Source organism: Ensifer sp. YR511, assembly GCF_900103045.1.
GTDB lineage: Bacteria > Pseudomonadota > Alphaproteobacteria > Rhizobiales > Rhizobiaceae > Ensifer > Ensifer adhaerens.
Genome location: NZ_FNGR01000001.1, coordinates 674,174 through 689,274 on the forward strand (window position 1 = coordinate 674,174; position 15,101 = coordinate 689,274).

Below are 15,101 nucleotides of genomic sequence, written 5' to 3' on the forward strand. Positions count from 1 at the left end.
TCCGAATTAAACATAAAACACGCCCCAGCGCGGCGCGGCCGGCGGTTCGTTCCGATTGTGCGCGGAGTATCCCTGTTCGCGCGTGTCGGGGCAACGACAGAATACCATCATTACGCAATTGTAATAAAAGCGAATTTGTTGGCGGGATGATGACGCACGGGGGCTTCGCTCGACGCCTCGCAGCTTTGTCCAGAAATTCACTAGAGAATTACCGTTTACAGCCGCCGACACTGCGCTATCCTGCAACCGCCGGCAGCGTGTTTCGGCCGGCTTTGCGCCTGTCTTCAGGCCTCTTGGGGGAGAGAAGTCGATGTGCGATGCCTGTGTTATGGAAACGGTGAAAGAGCGCATGCTCTCGCGCCGCAGCTTCTTCAAAGCCGCCGCGGTCGGAACCGCGGGTCTTGCCGCCGCAAGCGTGGGCGCGGCCCCGCCGGCGCTGGCGCAGGGGCATTCAAGCGTCACCGACCTGACCCACGAGTTGCACGAAGATTTCCCGACCTTCTTCGGCCAGCAGCAGTTCTTCCGCGAGGAGAAGTTCAACTACGCAAAAGACAAGTTCAACATGTTCGAGCTCCGGGTGAACGAACACACCGGCACCCATGTCGACGCGCCCCTGCACTTTTCCGCCGATGGCCTCTCGGTCGCCGAACTGCCCGTCGACAAGCTGGTGGTGCCGCTGGTGATTGTCGATATCAGAAAGAAGGCTGAGGCCGATGCCGATGCGCAGGTGACGCCCGACGACCTCAAGGCCTGGGTCGCCGCCAATGGCGAGATCCCGGAAAACGCCTGCGTCGCCATGCTGTCGGGCTGGGGCGCGCATCTGGGCACGGACAAGTTCCGCAATGCCGATGGCGGCGGCAAGCTGCATTTCCCCGGCTTCCACGTCGAGGCGGCCAAATATCTGATCGAGGAAAGCAAGGCAGCCGGTATCGCCGTCGATACGCTGTCGCTCGACCATGGCCCCTCGCCCGATTTCGCCACGCATTACGCCTGGCTGCCGGAGGGTCGCTGGGGGCTGGAGGCAGCAGCCAATCTCGACAAGCTGCCGGTCAAGGGCGCAACCCTCATCCTCGGCGCACCGAAGCACCGCGGCGGCACCGGCGGCCCGGCCCGCGTCTTCGCGCTGGCCTAGGTCACCGACCTATAGAGCACAACCAGGTTTTGGCTGAAGCTAGACTGACGAGAGCAAGGTCGTTTACGCTTCGACGGCAACCACATGTCCCCGACCGTCAACCGGTTCCGCACCGGCTGCGCCACCATGGGTCATGGTGCGCCAAAGCACCCTACCCTCCAACGACTTCGCTGATCTGCACGATGGGCGCGATGTCCGTATAGTTGGCGACATCCGCGGCAATCTCGGCGCGGTGGGGACCTAACGCCTCCTGGAATGTCTCGAGGCTCGGCGAGTAGACGTGGCACGCCGCGACGAACCCCGGCGCGCTTCCAGGCTCGCGACCCGCAAGGCCCTTATCGATCTCGTAGCGCAGGCAGGCATCGCCGAGCCGTTCCTGGATCAGTGGCATGTGGCGGGTGCGGTAGTAGTCGTGATCGAACTTCGAGCCGCCATCGGCCGGATAGTAGACGCTCATCTTGATCATGGTCGGGCTCCTGCCTGAACGCCGCTCCGAGCGTTCGAAGCTTCTTCTAGGTCACCGACCTATAGAGCACAACCAGGTTTTGGCTGAAGCGAGTTTGACGAGAGCAAGGTCGTTTTCGCTGTGCTTGTCGAAGCCGGTGACGACGGCACGGAAGTGCCTGAGTGCTGACGAAGCGTTCGACGAGGTTGCGATAGCGACAGAGGAAGGTGCTGAAGGACGCGCATCGTTTGTGGACGGCAACGATGCCGCGGGGTTGATCGAGCGCGGCAAAGGAAGGCGCTTGTTTGCGGGCAAAAGTCTTCGGGAGTATCTTGGGCAGCGGTACGGACAATGGCGGGGGTCGTCATGGGGCCGCATGCATTTTGCCTGACATTTGCGCTCGTCTCCATGGGCCTGCTTCTTGCGGGGTGTCAGACCGTGACTGTCCAGGCGGACGACAAGACCGGCCCGACCACGAAACTCGAGATCACCGGCATCCTGGATGACCATGGCAATCCCGACCCGGTCTTCAACGACAGCAGCTGCTGCAACCGCCGCCGAAGTGTTCCCGACCTGGCGCCGCTCACCATCGCGGCTTCGGCCGAAGACCCCGAGAGCGGTGTGCGCGACATTGCCGTCTGGATCTGGGCCATCAAGCGGTGCCGCTACGACGACAGCACGGCAGATTTTCAGATCACGCAATCGACCGTGGCCGCTGCAGGCACGGCTTCGGGCACATACCCACCCGGCAGTTCCGCGCCGCTCAGCCGCAGCTCGACGGCAACCGTTCGCATGGCCGACACGCCCTATGGCGCCTGCAACCCCAAGACCGTCACTGACGCCAGTGGCCAGACGCGCGTGGTTGCCGCGCAGCCGACGGGCTTTTGCGGCCGCAGGGTCTTCATCGTCACGCAGAACGGCAACGCCTATCAGGGCTCGAGCAAGGGCGTGCTGTTTACGACCGGACCCTTCGGCTCGAACAATCAGCCCTGCAACGAAATCCCCAACTGAACGCATCGGCGACGGCTTCCCCAAAACGCAGCGCTGGCAATCGCCGCGACGTCGGCTATCGTCACCGCTTCAGGCGACCGGCCGGCCCGCACACAACCGCCGAGAACAACAGCGAAGGAGCCCCATGAGCACCGTATCCCCGCCTCAGAACCCGGAAGCCGATCCGCGTGTCAAAGCCGTGTTCGACGACATTCGCACCACCCGCAAATCCGACTTCATCAACAATATGTGGCTGTGGCTCGCCTTCGATCCGGAGCTCCTGGAACAGACCTGGCGCGACGTGAAGGCGGTGATGGCAACGCCCTCGGCGCTCGATCCGCTGGTCAAGGAGATGCTCTATATCGCCGTCTCCGTCACCAATGGCTGCGGCTACTGCGCCCATTCCCATACGGCGGCGGCAAGGGCGAAAGGCATGACCGACGCCGAGCATGCGGACCTGCTCAGGGTGATCTCGCTTGCCGCACGCACCAACCAGTTGGCGACGGCGCTGCAGGTGCCTGTGGATACCGCCTTCGACAAGACAAAAGAATAGACCGCGCGACCAAGAATAAGCGGTCTCGAAATCGCCTGTCTTTCCACAGGCTTGGTGCGGCTGGCGCAGAAAACGGAATAAAAGAAGAACATCCTTTCTGGCCTTTCCCCACCGAATCACTACATTGAGCCGCATGATGAGTGGTTTCGACGATATTCCCTTCTTCGACGAGGAGCCGGCGCCGCGCAAGCAGCAGCCCGCCCCCGCAGGTATTCCGGCAACGGGCGGCATCGCCGCGCGCGCCATGGCGGCGCGCGATCGCGCCCAGCCGCGCCCGGACTATCTCTCCGGCCTCAACCCGGAACAGTCCGAAGCGGTCGAGACGCTCGATGGCCCCGTGCTCGTGCTTGCCGGCGCCGGCACCGGCAAGACCCGGGTGCTGACGACCCGCATCGCCCATATCCTTTCGACCAACCGCGCCTTTCCCTCGCAGATCCTGGCGGTGACCTTCACCAACAAGGCGGCACGCGAGATGAAGGAGCGCATCGGCGTGCTCGTCGGCCATGCGGTCGAAGGCATGCCCTGGCTCGGCACCTTCCACTCGATCGGCGTCAAGCTGCTGCGCCGCCACGCCGAGCTCGTCGGCCTGCGTTCCGATTTCACCATTCTCGACACAGATGACGTGGTGCGGCTGATCAAGCAGCTCATCCAGGCCGAAGGCATCGACGACAAGCGCTGGCCGGCCAAGCAGTTTGCCGGCATGATCGACGGCTGGAAGAACAAGGGCCTCGATCCCGCCCAGATCCCCGAGGGAGACGCCCGCGCCTTTGCCAACGGCAAGGGCCGCGAACTCTATGCTGCCTACCAGAACCGGCTCTTGACGCTGAACGCCTGCGACTTCGGCGATCTTCTTTTGCACCCGATCCGCATCTTCCGCATGCATGCGGATGTGCTGAAGGACTATCACGACAAGTTCCGCTACATTCTCGTCGACGAGTACCAGGACACCAACACGGCGCAGTACATGTGGCTGCGGCTGCTTGCCCAGCGCCCCAAGGGCGTACCGCAGAACGTCTGCTGCGTGGGCGACGACGACCAGTCGATCTATGGCTGGCGCGGCGCGGAAGTGGACAATATCCTGCGCTTCGAAAAGGATTTCCCGGGCGCCAAGGTGATCAAGCTTGAGCGCAACTACCGCTCGACCGAGCACATTCTGGGCGCTGCCGGTCACCTGATCGCCCACAACGAGGGCCGCCTCGGCAAGACGCTCTTTACCGACCGCACCGATCCGGATGATGAGAAGGTGCAGGTGCACGCCGCCTGGGATTCCGAAGAGGAAGCCCGCGCCGTCGGCGAAGAGATCGAGCAGTTGCAGCGCAAGAGCCACAAGCTCAACGACATGGCGATCCTTGTGCGCGCCTCGTTCCAGATGCGCGAATTCGAAGACCGCTTCGTCACGCTCGGCCTCAACTACCGCGTCATCGGCGGCCCGCGCTTCTACGAGCGCCTCGAAATCCGCGATGCCATGGCCTATTTCCGCCTCGTCTGCCAGCCGGCCGACGATCTGGCCTTCGAGCGCATCGTCAACACGCCGAAGCGCGGTCTTGGCGACACCACCGTGCGCACGCTGCACGACTATGCCCGCGCCCGCGACATCCCGATGCTGGCGGCGGCCTCCGAGATCATCGAGACCGACGAGCTGAAGCCGAAGGCGCGCAAGGCACTGTTCGACGTCGTCACCGATTTCCGCCGCTGGCAGAGCCTGCTTGAAACGACCGTGCACACCGAGCTTGCCGAGCAGATCCTCGACGAGAGCGGCTATACGGCCATGTGGCAGAACGACAAGACGGCGGAAGCCCCCGGACGGCTGGAAAACCTGAAGGAACTCATCCGCTCGATGGAAGCCTTCGAGAGCCTGCGCGGCTTCCTCGAACACGTCGCTCTGGTCATGGATGCCGAGCAGAACGAGAACCTCGATGCCGTCTCGATCATGACGCTGCACTCGGCCAAGGGCCTGGAGTTCGATACCGTCTTCCTGCCCGGCTGGGAGGAAGGCCTGTTCCCGCACCAGCGCGCGCTTGATGAGGGCGGCCGCTCCGGCCTTGAGGAAGAACGGCGCCTCGCCTATGTCGGCATCACCCGCGCCAAGCATCGCTGCCACATCTGGTTCGTCTCCAACCGCCGCATCCACGGCCTCTGGCAGTCGACCATGCCGTCACGCTTCCTCGAGGAGCTGCCGCTCGCCCATGTGGACGTGGCCGAGAATGAACAATCCTATGGCGGCTATGGTCGTGGCGGCTACGGCCAGTCGCGCTTCGACAAGGCTGATCCCTTCCAGAACAACTACTCCACGCCCGGCTGGAAGCGCGCCCAGCAGCACCGCTCCGACGCCACCCGCGACAACTGGGGCACCCGCTCCGGCCATGCGGTCGAGCGCATCGGCTACGGCGAAAGCGGCCCGCGCGGCCGCACGATCGACGGCGAGCTGGTGGCGAAATCGACGGCCACCGAACCCTCGCGTTTCTCGGTCGGCGACCGCGTCTTCCACATGAAGTTCGGCAACGGCAACATCGCCGCCATCGAAGGCAACAAGCTCACCATCGACTTCGACCGCGCCGGCCAGAAGCGGGTGCTGGATGGATTTGTGGAGAAGGCGTGAGGAGGTCGAAGCCCTCCTCACGTGCACTCCCTATGGACTGCACAACCATCGATCTCATGGCGCCAACCGGCGAAGTGCAATAATATTGCGGGCACAATTCTCGCGTTTGAACGAAACCATGTACCGATCTCCCTCGACGCAAAGTGGGTGGAGACATGTCCTGGACGAGCGCTGTTCGCAGCCTGCTGGAGCTGGGCGCCGCAAATGTTGCGGAGGGTGACCGTGAAGGCATCCTCGTCGCGAATGTCGCGGCCTGTGTGATCGTCGTCACCACCACGAGCTTTGCGCTCATCTACGCACTCTATGGCGAGCCGAGCCTCATCCCCCTCGTCTATGCCAATCTCGCGCTAGCCGTCGCGGCAGCCATGACTCCGCTTTTTCATCGCTTCGGCCGCGTCGCGTCAGGGCTTTGGGAATTCGGTATCTGTGTGGTGGTCCTCGTCTGGATCGCCTCCTATGTCGGCCGGGACTCCGGCGTCCTGCTGACGCTGCTCGGCGTGACGCCGGTCGCCTTCGCGATCCTCGGGTTTCAAAACATCGCACTGGTGACGGTCCTCAGCGCCATGGCTGCAATCACGGTCATCGCCGCATCCATCGCGTTTCCTCAGGCGCGGGCGGGTGTCTATGACGACACCCGTTTCCTGCAACTCCTCCATTCGTCGTCGATCATCACCCTCACGCTCATGTGCTTCGCAACGATCTACTATGCCTTCCAGATGGCGAGAGAGGCGCAGGGGCGGCTCGCCCGCCTGATGACGTCGATCATGCCGGACGAGATCGTGGCGCGCCTGCTGAGGAACGAGCGTGAAACGATCATCGACGAATTCGAGCATGCGACTGTTGTCCTGATCGACATCGTCCAGTTCGTGGCCCTGTCAAACAGCCTGGGGCCGGAACGGACGGTCAACCTGCTCAACGAGCTCTTCAGCGAGTTCGATCGCCTGGCCGCAGCAACCGGTGTCGAAAAGATCAAGACCGTCGGCGATGCCTATCTTGCGGTGGCGGGCGTGCCCGCCCGGCACCCCACGCCCGAGAAGGCGGCGGCAGTGTTCGGCTTCGGCGCCATCGCCGCGGCCCGCGAGATCGGCGAACGCCATGGCGTCGTCCTCAAGCTGCGCGCTGGCATGGCCTCGGGATCGGTAACGGCTGGCGTGCTTGGGCGAGCGAAATACGCCTATGATATCTGGGGTGCACCCGTGAACCTTGCCGCGCGCCTGGAAGCGATCGGCAAGCCCGGCTGCATCACCACCACCGCAGAAATCAGGCAGCGACTAGGCGAGTCTTTCCTGTTCATTTGCTCTGGCCGCGAGGACATCAAGGGCTTCGGCCCGACCGAGATCTGGACCACGCGGATGCCGGATCCCGATGCATGTGTCCCTGGCATCCGCGCGCACACGGCGACGTAAGCAGCCGCAGGGAGAGCCCTCAGACCGCCTTGCGATAAACGAGAAACCCCGACTTCTCCGCCACCTTGTCGTAAAGTGTCATCGCCGTCTCGTTGGTCTCGTGCGTCATCCAGTAGACGCGTGGCGCGCCGACGGCACGTGCCGCCTCATAGACGCCCTCAATCAGCGCTCGTCCGACGCCCTTGCCGCGGGCTTCCGCATTGGTGAAGAGGTCCTGCAGGTAGCAGTTCGGCTGGATCATCGTCGTGCTGCGGTGGAAGAGGTAGTGCGTAAGCCCGATCAGCCGCCCTTCGCTCTCCGCCACCAGCGCATGCACCGGCTCGTAGGCGTCGAAAAAGCGCGACCAGGTCATGGCGGTGATCGCCGGGTCCAGCGCGGTTTCGCCGGAGCGGCCGTAGAAGGCGTTGTAGCCGTCCCAGAGCGGCAGCCATTGTTCGTAGTCGGTCCGGGCTATCGGGCGGATGTGAAGCTTGTCGGTCATTTGTCGGTCCTGTGATCGATTGGATGGAGCGGCACTGCGGCCCCTAGTGTTTGGTCATCGCGGCGGTGATTGCCTGAACGTCGGTCATGATCGCATCGCCCATGAAGGCGATGTTTTCCATCGCGCGCTCGCCGGCCTCGTGGTGGCCTGCCCCGCAGGCGTCGCGCACGACGACGGGCACCAGGCCGAGATCGGTCGCATGGCGCACGGTCGGGTCGATGCCGATTTCCGTGGCGATGCCGCAGATGGCGAAGGAAGTAAGCCCGAGGTCGCGCAGGATCATGGCGAGCGGCGTGCCCTCGAAGGCGGAAAACGTGATCTTGTCGAGGATCGCCTCGTCGTCACGGGGCGCAAGTTCTGGCACCAGCTCGAAGCCCGGCGTGCCGCGCAGAAACCAGGGGTGCACCGCATCCGGATCGTCTGTCCGCTGCCAGGCCATCGCCTGGCGTAGCTGGAAGGCGCCCATCAGCGGCCTCGGCATCGACAGATGCCGGAGAAAGATCACCGGAAACCCGCCGGCCCGCGCAGCGTCCAGCACCTTCAGCACCTTGGAAAGCACCGCCGGGCCGTTCTTGACCTGATTGGTAATCCCCACCTGCATGTCGTAGACGATGAGCGCCATCCGCTCCGGCCGGCAGAAATCCTCAAGCGTCTTTCCGATTTCCAGTTTCGCGGCCATGACATCTCCTCCGGGCGCCTCCTCCGGCGCCCTCTCCCGGCAACATCGCGCGCCGGGAATGTGGCGCGGGAGAAGGAGGCTTGCAAGACGGTTTCGGCCGCCTCGCGCAACTATTCGGATGCCTGGCGGAAATCGCGGCAACCGGAGCCCGGCTTGCCCGGAACATGGATCAATTGCGCTCGTTGCGCAGCCGCGCCTTCTCCATCAGCGCCAGCACCTCTTCGTCTGCCGTCTGCTCGAAATTGCGGTAGTACAGGCCGACGGCACGGAAGGCGAAGGGCGTGGCGAGGCAGACGATGCGATCGACCTGGCTGCGCAGTTCGGTAAGTTCGCTTTTCGGCGCCACCGGAACAGCAAGCACGAGGCGCCCCGCCCCCATTCGCCGCAGCGCCTTGATCGCCGCCCGCACGGTGCCGCCGGTGGCGATACCGTCGTCGACGAGGATTACATCACGGGCTCGGGGCGACGCCGGCGCGCGGTCTCCGAAATAGAGCGTGCGGCGGCGCAGGATCTCGGCGCGCTGGCGCTCCGTTTCGGCCTCCAGATAGCCTTTCGGCGGACGGACCAGCCGGATCGCCCGACGGTTGAGCACCAGTTCCGGCTCCTCGCCATCGACCAGAGCGCCCAGACCGAATTCCTCATGCCCAGGCGCGCCGATCTTGCGCACGATCAGGATTTCCAGCGGCGCCGCAATATGGACGGCGATTTCATAGGCGACCGGAACGCCTCCGCGCGGCAGCGCCATGACGAGCGGATCGTCAAGACCCTTGTCTTCGACCGCGCGCGCCAGCTGGCGCCCGGCATCCGCCCTGTCCTCGAAGAGCCACGTTGCCGTGAACATGTCGCCTCTCCCGGTTCGTCCTGCTGCGTGAGTATCGGGCCCTGAAAACAAGGCGCGCGCATGCCTGGCCGGAGGCTCGGATCGCGCCGCCCGAAGGGCCTCACCCCGGGGCTGCGGGCGGTACCGTTCATGCACGCCTCTTCGCCTGCCGGCGTGCCGCCCCACGGTTGATCGGGCGCCGCTGTGAACAACCGTGCCAATCCCGACCAATCGCTAAAATTGCAACGGATTTCGCCGGGTTTCGTTAAGGCGCCATCGCTACCAATTGGCGTCACATATCTGGCTGAGACGCAAGCCGCCTTTGTTGATTTTAGCACGACAGGCCGTTTCGAAATGAGCTTTCTCCCTGCCATATCGATCATCGCTCTTCTGGCGATGCTCCCGGTGCTGATTTCCCTGCGCGCCTCCATGGTCGAGGGGGGCACGGATTTCGCAGCCGCCTGCGCCGTCGCAGCGGCGGCAACGCTGTTTCTGATGCTATCCGAGATCCCGGCGCTGCGGCCGTTGTCGCTGATCGGCATCGTCTTTCTCATTGGCGCCTGTCTTTTCGTGCTCTCGGGCTTTCACCGGGCGCTCGGTGTCCTCCGGCCGATGTCGACGCCGCTGGTCGCTGCCGCCTCGATTTCGGCCGTGGTGGTGCTGATTGCCGCCTTCGGCCCGCACAGCGCGACATTGCACGCACTGTCGGCCGTCGGCATCGCCGCCGCCTTCGTGCTGATCATCGCCGTCTGTTCGCAGCACCGTCGCGCAGCGCCCGGGCCGATCGAGCGCCTCTGCGTCATCGGCTGCGCCGCCATCGGCTGTTCCGCCCTGATTGCGGTCACGATTTTCTCGCCGATCGCTCACGGGACCGCCGAAACCCCGCTTGCGTCAGCCAGCTGGGACTTCGCCTGCGTCGTGCTTAGATATTTCTACCTGCCTGTGCTGTTCCTCGGCGTGATCCTGATGATCCAGAACCGAGTGATCACCGACCTCAAGAGCGCCATTGCCCGCGACGAGCTGACGGGCGCCCTGTCGCGCCGCGCGCTGCTCGACCTCGGACAGCGGGCGCTGGCAGTGGGTTTTGCGCGCCAGAGACCCGTCACCTTCCTGCTGCTCGATCTCGATTATTTCAAGCAGATCAACGACCGCTACGGCCATGCGGTCGGCGACACGGCGCTCGGCCACTTCGCCGGCACGGTCGCCGCCTGTCTCGGCGGGCGCGGCACGCTCGGGCGCATCGGCGGCGAAGAGTTCGGCATCGTCCTGCCCAATCACTCGGAAGATGCCGCCTTTGCAGTGGCCGAGGAGATCGGCCGCACGGTGCGCGATACGCCGATCGGCCGCTTCGACCGCCCGATCCGGCTGACAGTGAGCATTGGCCTTGCCGAGGCCGAGCCCGGCGATACGATCAGCGACATCATGATCCGCGCCGACATGGCGCTCTACGACGCCAAAGCCGACGGCCGCGACCGCTGCACCATCGCCGGCCGCTTCCAGCCCGAGGCCAGCGCACGGGCTCTTGCCGCCGCCGCCGCGCAAATGCGCGCTGCCGACCACCGAAACCTCGAGCCGCAGCTTCTTCGCGGCACCGGTTGAGCCGGCACGCCTTGTAAAGCCAATTCCCGAACCTATGTGAACCTGGCTGCCCGAGCGCATGCCTTCCCGGGGATTGCCTCGGCAAAAACATGCGTCAATTCAAAATGCTACGGCGACCTTGCGTGAGACGTCAGGCGCTGCAGGAGGACATCCATGTCGCGTTCGCTTCGTGCGCTCTTTTTTGCCGGCCTTGCCATAGCCGCCACAGCCCTGCCCGCTCGCGCCGAAACAGTCGGCGAAGTCGGGGTCGACTGGCTCGGCAACGACATCATGATCGATGCCGTGAGCGACCCGAAGATCAAGGGTGTGACCTGCCACGTGACCTATTTCGACCGCAGCGTCATCGACCGGCTGAAGAACGGCAACTGGTTCGAGGATCCGTCGAACAATTCGATCGCCTGCCGGCAGACCGGCCCGATCGAAATCGGCGACATCGATCTTTCCAAGGAAGGCGAGGAAGTGTTTCGCGCCGGCTTGTCGCTCGTCTGGAAGAACCTGCTCGTCACACGGATCTACGACAGAAGGAACGATACGCTGATCTATCTGGCGCATTCGCGCGAATTGACGGATGGCTCTGCCAAGATGTCGATCACCACCATTCCGCTCTACGGCCAGACGGTCAATTGGCAGAACGGCAAGCCGCAGTAGGAGCGGTCCCTGCCGCCGGCATCGGCGTGCAAGGCGATCGGTCAAAGGTTGAAAGCGCCCGCCGCTTTGCGGGCGCTTCCGAAACCTCTTCGGTGCGAAACAGGGAGAAGTCTGGGAGCAACCCGTTCCGCTTTTGTAAGCACCTGACGTTCCGTGCGTTCACACGAACCTACGTGAACTCCCTGGCGCATTCATGCCAAATCGAATTTCCGCTTTCAACGTTTCCACTTCACCGCGGGATGATCTAGTAGGCCGTCGGCGGAACGATGCCCTGGTAGTAGTCGCCATCACCGCCCTGGTATCCGCCATAGGGGTTGCGATCACGGTAGACCGGCGTCGGCGCCGGCGCCGACATTCTGTTGATGCTGCCCGTCGACATCGTGTCAACCGAAGCGCTCGGCCGCTTCATTGGCGTCATCATCTTGTGTGTGTTCTGCGTTCCGGGAGGATTGTTGACGTCGATGCCCTGGTAATAGCTGTCGGCCAGGGCCGGTCCGGCGATGACCATCGTAACGGAGAGCACGGCGGCGAGTTTCCTGAGAGAGATTGTCATAGGTTCAACTCCTGTTGACGGGACCAGGCACCCGGCCTCCGTTCGGGCACCCGGCAACACCGGTAAAGTAGTACAAGTAACCCGCCCAGCCACTTGACGTTTTGTCACAATGGCATCGCCCAAGCGTGAAGTTCATTGCCGAAGTTTAACTTGACCGTATCGTTCCAGTACGTGCGGAAACGGTCTGAAAACACGCCGAAACGCAAGAAAGCCCCGGCGCCGATGCACCAGGGCTTTCTCAGATAAGGAACAAGCTTGCGTCAGGCGGCCTGGGCCAGCTCGTCGGCAATGACGGTATCGAGGTTGAGGAAGCAGACCATGGTCTTTTCCAAAGCGACGATGCCGCGGCAGAAGGCGCGCTGCGCTTCCGGGATGATCTCCGGCGCCGGCTGCAGCGCCTCGCTCTTGATCGTCATCATGTCCGAGACCTGCTCGACCAGGAGGCCAACGAGCTTGCCGGCGATATCGGTGACGATGATCGCCGAGCGCTCGGACGGCTCGGTCATCTTCATGCCGAGGCGGGCCGCCATGTCGATGACCGGGATCACCGCGCCGCGCAGGTTGATGAGGCCGAGCACGTAGGGCGGCGTATGCGGCATCGGCGTTACCGGCGCCCAGCCGCGGATTTCGCGGATCGCCATGATATCGATGCAGAATTCCTGGTCGCCGAGGTGGAACGACACGATTTCGAGATAGGCGCCGGACTGCTTGATTGCGTTGCTCATGTTCAGAATTCTTCCCAGTTTTCACCGGAGGCCGTCGTCGACGGCACCGAGCCCGGTTTGTTGCCGAATGCGCCCGCAAGCTTGCCCATAAGGGCCTTGGCGGGAGATGGAGTTGGAAACGAGGCCATTTTGGCAGCGCCGATCTTGCGCAGCGGCACCGCTTCGCTGGTGCCCTTGGCTGCCGGCCGCTGAACGGCTGAAACCGAAGGTGTTTTCGTCTGCACCGGCGCAGCGGTCCTCGCCGCGGGCGTCACAGGCGCCGGCGCCGCCGTCGGCATGGCGCGCTGCATCGTGTGCCCTTCGCGGAATTGGCCGACGAGGTCCGTCAGGCGTTCGGCGTCCTGCGCCAGCGTGTGGCTGGAGGCATTGGTCTGCTCGACCATGGCGGCGTTCTGCTGCGTCATCTGGTCGAGTTGGCCGACGGCCGTGCTGATCTCGTTGAGACCCGTCGACTGTTCGCGCGCCGCCATCACGATCGCGGTCATCAGTTCGTTGATGCGCGCGACATCAGTGCCGATCCGCCCGAGCGCCTCGCCGGTCGCCTGCACCAGCTTGACGCCGGTGCCGACCTCGCTGCCGGAGCGGCTGACGAGCGCCTTGATGTCCTTGGCGGCACCGGCGGCGCGCTGCGCCAGCTCGCGCACTTCCTGCGCCACGACCGCAAAGCCCTTGCCGGCTTCGCCCGCGCGCGCCGCCTCGACGCCGGCATTGAGCGCCAGAAGGTTGGTCTGGAAGGCAATCTCGTCGATGACGTTGATGATCTTGCCGATTTCGTTCGAGGCACCCTCGATGCGGGCCATGGCGGCGATCGCCTGGCCGACAATGCGGCCGGACTCCTCGGCATTGGTGCGGGTCTGGTCGACCATCTGGCTCGCCTCTTCGGCGCGCTGGGTCGCGGTGCGGACCGTCACGGTGATTTCGTCGAGGGCTGCCGAGGTCTGCTCCAGCGAAGCGGCCTGCCGCTCGGTGCGGCGCGCCAGGTCGTCGGCCGCCGTGCGCATCTGCCGCCCGTTGGATTCGATCGAAAGCGCATTGTCCTTGACGCTCGAAAGCACCACGCGCAGCCGCTCGACCGTCTGGTTGAAGTTCTGCCGGAGCTGGTCGAGATTGCCGTCGAACGGTCGGTCGATGGCAACGGCAAGGTCACCCTCGGCAAGCTGGGTCAGCGCGCGGCCGAGATTGTCGATCGCCGCCTGGATGCGGCGCACCGCCTCCTCGCGCTCCTGCTGCTGCTGTTCGCGTTCCTTCTCGATCTCGCGGCGGCTGTGGGCAGCACTCTGTTCGAGAGACTGCTTTTCGATTGCCGACAGGCGGAAGAGGTCGACGGAGCGCGCCATGGCGCCGATTTCGTCGCCGTGGTCGAGCGCTTCCAGCTTGGTCGAAAGTTCGCCCTTCTGGATCCGCTGCATGCCATCGCGCAGGGAGAGAATGCCGCGCCTGAGCGTGCTGCCATGGAACCAGAGCAGATAAAGCAGCGTCGCCATGGCGATGAGGCCGGAGGCGAGCTGAAGCTGGAACGCCTCGTCGGAGGTGGCGCGCGCCTCGGCAACGCGCGTCTGAACCAGCGTCGTTGCCGCTTCGGAAAGGCCGGCGAGCGCCGTGGCGACCCGTTCGCCGGCACCGTCGATCGCGTCGTCGATCTTGCCGAAGTCGTCAGCCGAAGCCTTGCCTTCGATCAGTGCCTTCAGGTCCGTTCCGATCGCCTGGCGCAGTTCCGCCACATCGGCGTCAAAGGTCGAAAGCGCATCGCTGCCGCCAATGAGGCCGGCAAGCGCCTTGATATCGGTCGATTTCGTCTCAAGCAGTTTCAGGATCTCGGCGATGCTGGCGGCGCGCGCCGGCTGGATCGCGCCCTCCTCGCGGTCGATGATGCTGTCCATCGCATTGAGCACGAGATTGGTGGTCGCAAGCCGGACCTCGTCGACCGTGGTCAGCCCGTTCTGCGCGGCGAGCGCGCCCTGCAGGGCATCGTTCGCCTGCCGGCCCTCGTACCAGGCGACTCCGAGCACGGAGCCAAAACCGACGAAAGCGGCACCGGCAAGCGTTGCCAGCCGCTGGCTTACGGAAAGATTGCGCTTCAATGGGGAAGATGCGGCGGTCATAGACATTCCATGCTCACGGACCCGGCGCGGGCCGGATCCTCCGTTAGGATCGATGCGGAAAACCGGGCTCGATCAAACCGGATGACCTCATGTCATGTCGGAGCACAACGCTCCCCCGCGCTGAAAAAACACTGTCAAACAGACCTTAAACATTCGCTAAGGCGCCTCGCCGATCCCCAGGGAAAGCGCCTTATTTTCGAGATCGCGCATATTTACTGCAAGCGCCGGTTTTCCCGGCATTTGAGGGCACAATCCATCAGCACGCCGGGTGCCGGTTTTGACACCGATCTCGTGACAGGCCCAGACAGACCCACGGTCCGCCGGCAGCGCGCCCGCTTCCCCTTGCCGCCCGAACTGTTATGATGACGC

The 15,101-nt window shown here is 64.0% G+C and carries 14 protein-coding genes; 7 read left to right on the plus strand and 7 right to left on the minus strand.

Features of this window, described 5'->3' with window-relative positions:
• Positions 1 to 310 precede the first annotated feature (310 nt).
• Positions 311 to 1,132 (plus strand): cyclase family protein, encoded by an 822-nt coding sequence (locus BLU15_RS03410; RefSeq protein ID WP_034792573.1) that lies wholly within the window; start codon positions 311 to 313, stop codon positions 1,130 to 1,132.
• A 151-nt stretch (positions 1,133 to 1,283) separates the two neighbouring features.
• Here BLU15_RS03410 and BLU15_RS03415 read toward each other — a convergent pair whose 3' ends face one another.
• Positions 1,284 to 1,598, minus strand: a complete 315-nt coding sequence (locus BLU15_RS03415; protein WP_034792570.1) for an EthD family reductase — start codon at positions 1,596 to 1,598, stop codon at positions 1,284 to 1,286.
• 345 nt (positions 1,599 to 1,943) lie between these two features.
• Here BLU15_RS03415 and BLU15_RS03425 point away from each other — a divergent pair, with 345 nt between their 5' ends.
• The 4 genes from BLU15_RS03425 to BLU15_RS03440 all read left to right on the plus strand — a co-directional run bounded on the left by BLU15_RS03425 (position 1,944) and on the right by BLU15_RS03440 (position 7,125).
• Positions 1,944 to 2,588: a hypothetical protein gene (locus tag BLU15_RS03425; RefSeq protein ID WP_090294305.1), complete on the plus strand. Its 645-nt coding sequence runs from the start codon at positions 1,944 to 1,946 to the stop codon at positions 2,586 to 2,588.
• A gap of 124 nt (positions 2,589 to 2,712) precedes the next feature.
• Positions 2,713 to 3,120 (plus strand): carboxymuconolactone decarboxylase family protein, encoded by a 408-nt coding sequence (locus tag BLU15_RS03430; RefSeq protein WP_034792561.1) that lies wholly within the window; start codon positions 2,713 to 2,715, stop codon positions 3,118 to 3,120.
• 133 nt (positions 3,121 to 3,253) lie between these two features.
• A complete protein-coding gene (locus BLU15_RS03435) occupies positions 3,254 to 5,719 on the plus strand; it encodes an ATP-dependent helicase (RefSeq protein ID WP_034792560.1) in 2,466 nt (821 codons plus the stop codon).
• A 155-nt stretch (positions 5,720 to 5,874) separates the two neighbouring features.
• Positions 5,875 to 7,125, plus strand: coding sequence for an adenylate/guanylate cyclase domain-containing protein (locus BLU15_RS03440; RefSeq protein WP_090294306.1), 1,251 nt, complete (start codon positions 5,875 to 5,877; stop codon positions 7,123 to 7,125).
• 19 nt (positions 7,126 to 7,144) lie between these two features.
• Here the strand turns inward: BLU15_RS03440 and BLU15_RS03445 are convergent, their stop codons facing one another.
• The 3 genes from BLU15_RS03445 to BLU15_RS03455 form a co-directional block, all read right to left on the minus strand.
• On the minus strand, positions 7,145 to 7,606 hold the full coding sequence (locus BLU15_RS03445) for a GNAT family N-acetyltransferase (RefSeq protein ID WP_034792558.1): 462 nt from the start codon (positions 7,604 to 7,606) through the stop codon (positions 7,145 to 7,147).
• Positions 7,607 to 7,649: 43 nt separating this feature from the next.
• The gene (locus tag BLU15_RS03450; protein WP_089043453.1) at positions 7,650 to 8,285 is read right to left on the minus strand and encodes a cysteine hydrolase family protein; all 636 of its coding nucleotides are present in this window, start codon (positions 8,283 to 8,285) and stop codon (positions 7,650 to 7,652) included.
• A gap of 169 nt (positions 8,286 to 8,454) precedes the next feature.
• Positions 8,455 to 9,126, minus strand: coding sequence for a phosphoribosyltransferase (locus BLU15_RS03455; protein WP_090294307.1), 672 nt, complete (start codon positions 9,124 to 9,126; stop codon positions 8,455 to 8,457).
• A gap of 333 nt (positions 9,127 to 9,459) precedes the next feature.
• Between BLU15_RS03455 and BLU15_RS03460 the strand changes: the two genes are divergently transcribed.
• Positions 9,460 to 10,704, plus strand: a complete 1,245-nt coding sequence (locus tag BLU15_RS03460) for a GGDEF domain-containing protein (protein WP_162731973.1) — start codon at positions 9,460 to 9,462, stop codon at positions 10,702 to 10,704.
• A 153-nt stretch (positions 10,705 to 10,857) separates the two neighbouring features.
• Entirely contained in the window at positions 10,858 to 11,352 is a 495-nt protein-coding gene (locus BLU15_RS03465) for a CreA family protein (RefSeq protein WP_034792543.1), read from the plus strand.
• A gap of 244 nt (positions 11,353 to 11,596) precedes the next feature.
• Here BLU15_RS03465 and BLU15_RS03470 read toward each other — a convergent pair whose 3' ends face one another.
• From BLU15_RS03470 to BLU15_RS03480, 3 genes are all read right to left on the minus strand, one after another.
• A complete protein-coding gene (locus BLU15_RS03470; protein ID WP_034792540.1) occupies positions 11,597 to 11,905 on the minus strand; it encodes a hypothetical protein in 309 nt (102 codons plus the stop codon).
• A gap of 260 nt (positions 11,906 to 12,165) precedes the next feature.
• Positions 12,166 to 12,630, minus strand: coding sequence for a chemotaxis protein CheW (locus tag BLU15_RS03475; RefSeq protein ID WP_034792537.1), 465 nt, complete (start codon positions 12,628 to 12,630; stop codon positions 12,166 to 12,168).
• 2 nt (positions 12,631 to 12,632) lie between these two features.
• Complete coding sequence (locus tag BLU15_RS03480) at positions 12,633 to 14,732, minus strand: methyl-accepting chemotaxis protein (protein ID WP_244546701.1); 2,100 nt, start codon at positions 14,730 to 14,732, stop codon at positions 12,633 to 12,635.
• Positions 14,733 to 15,101 lie beyond the last annotated feature (369 nt).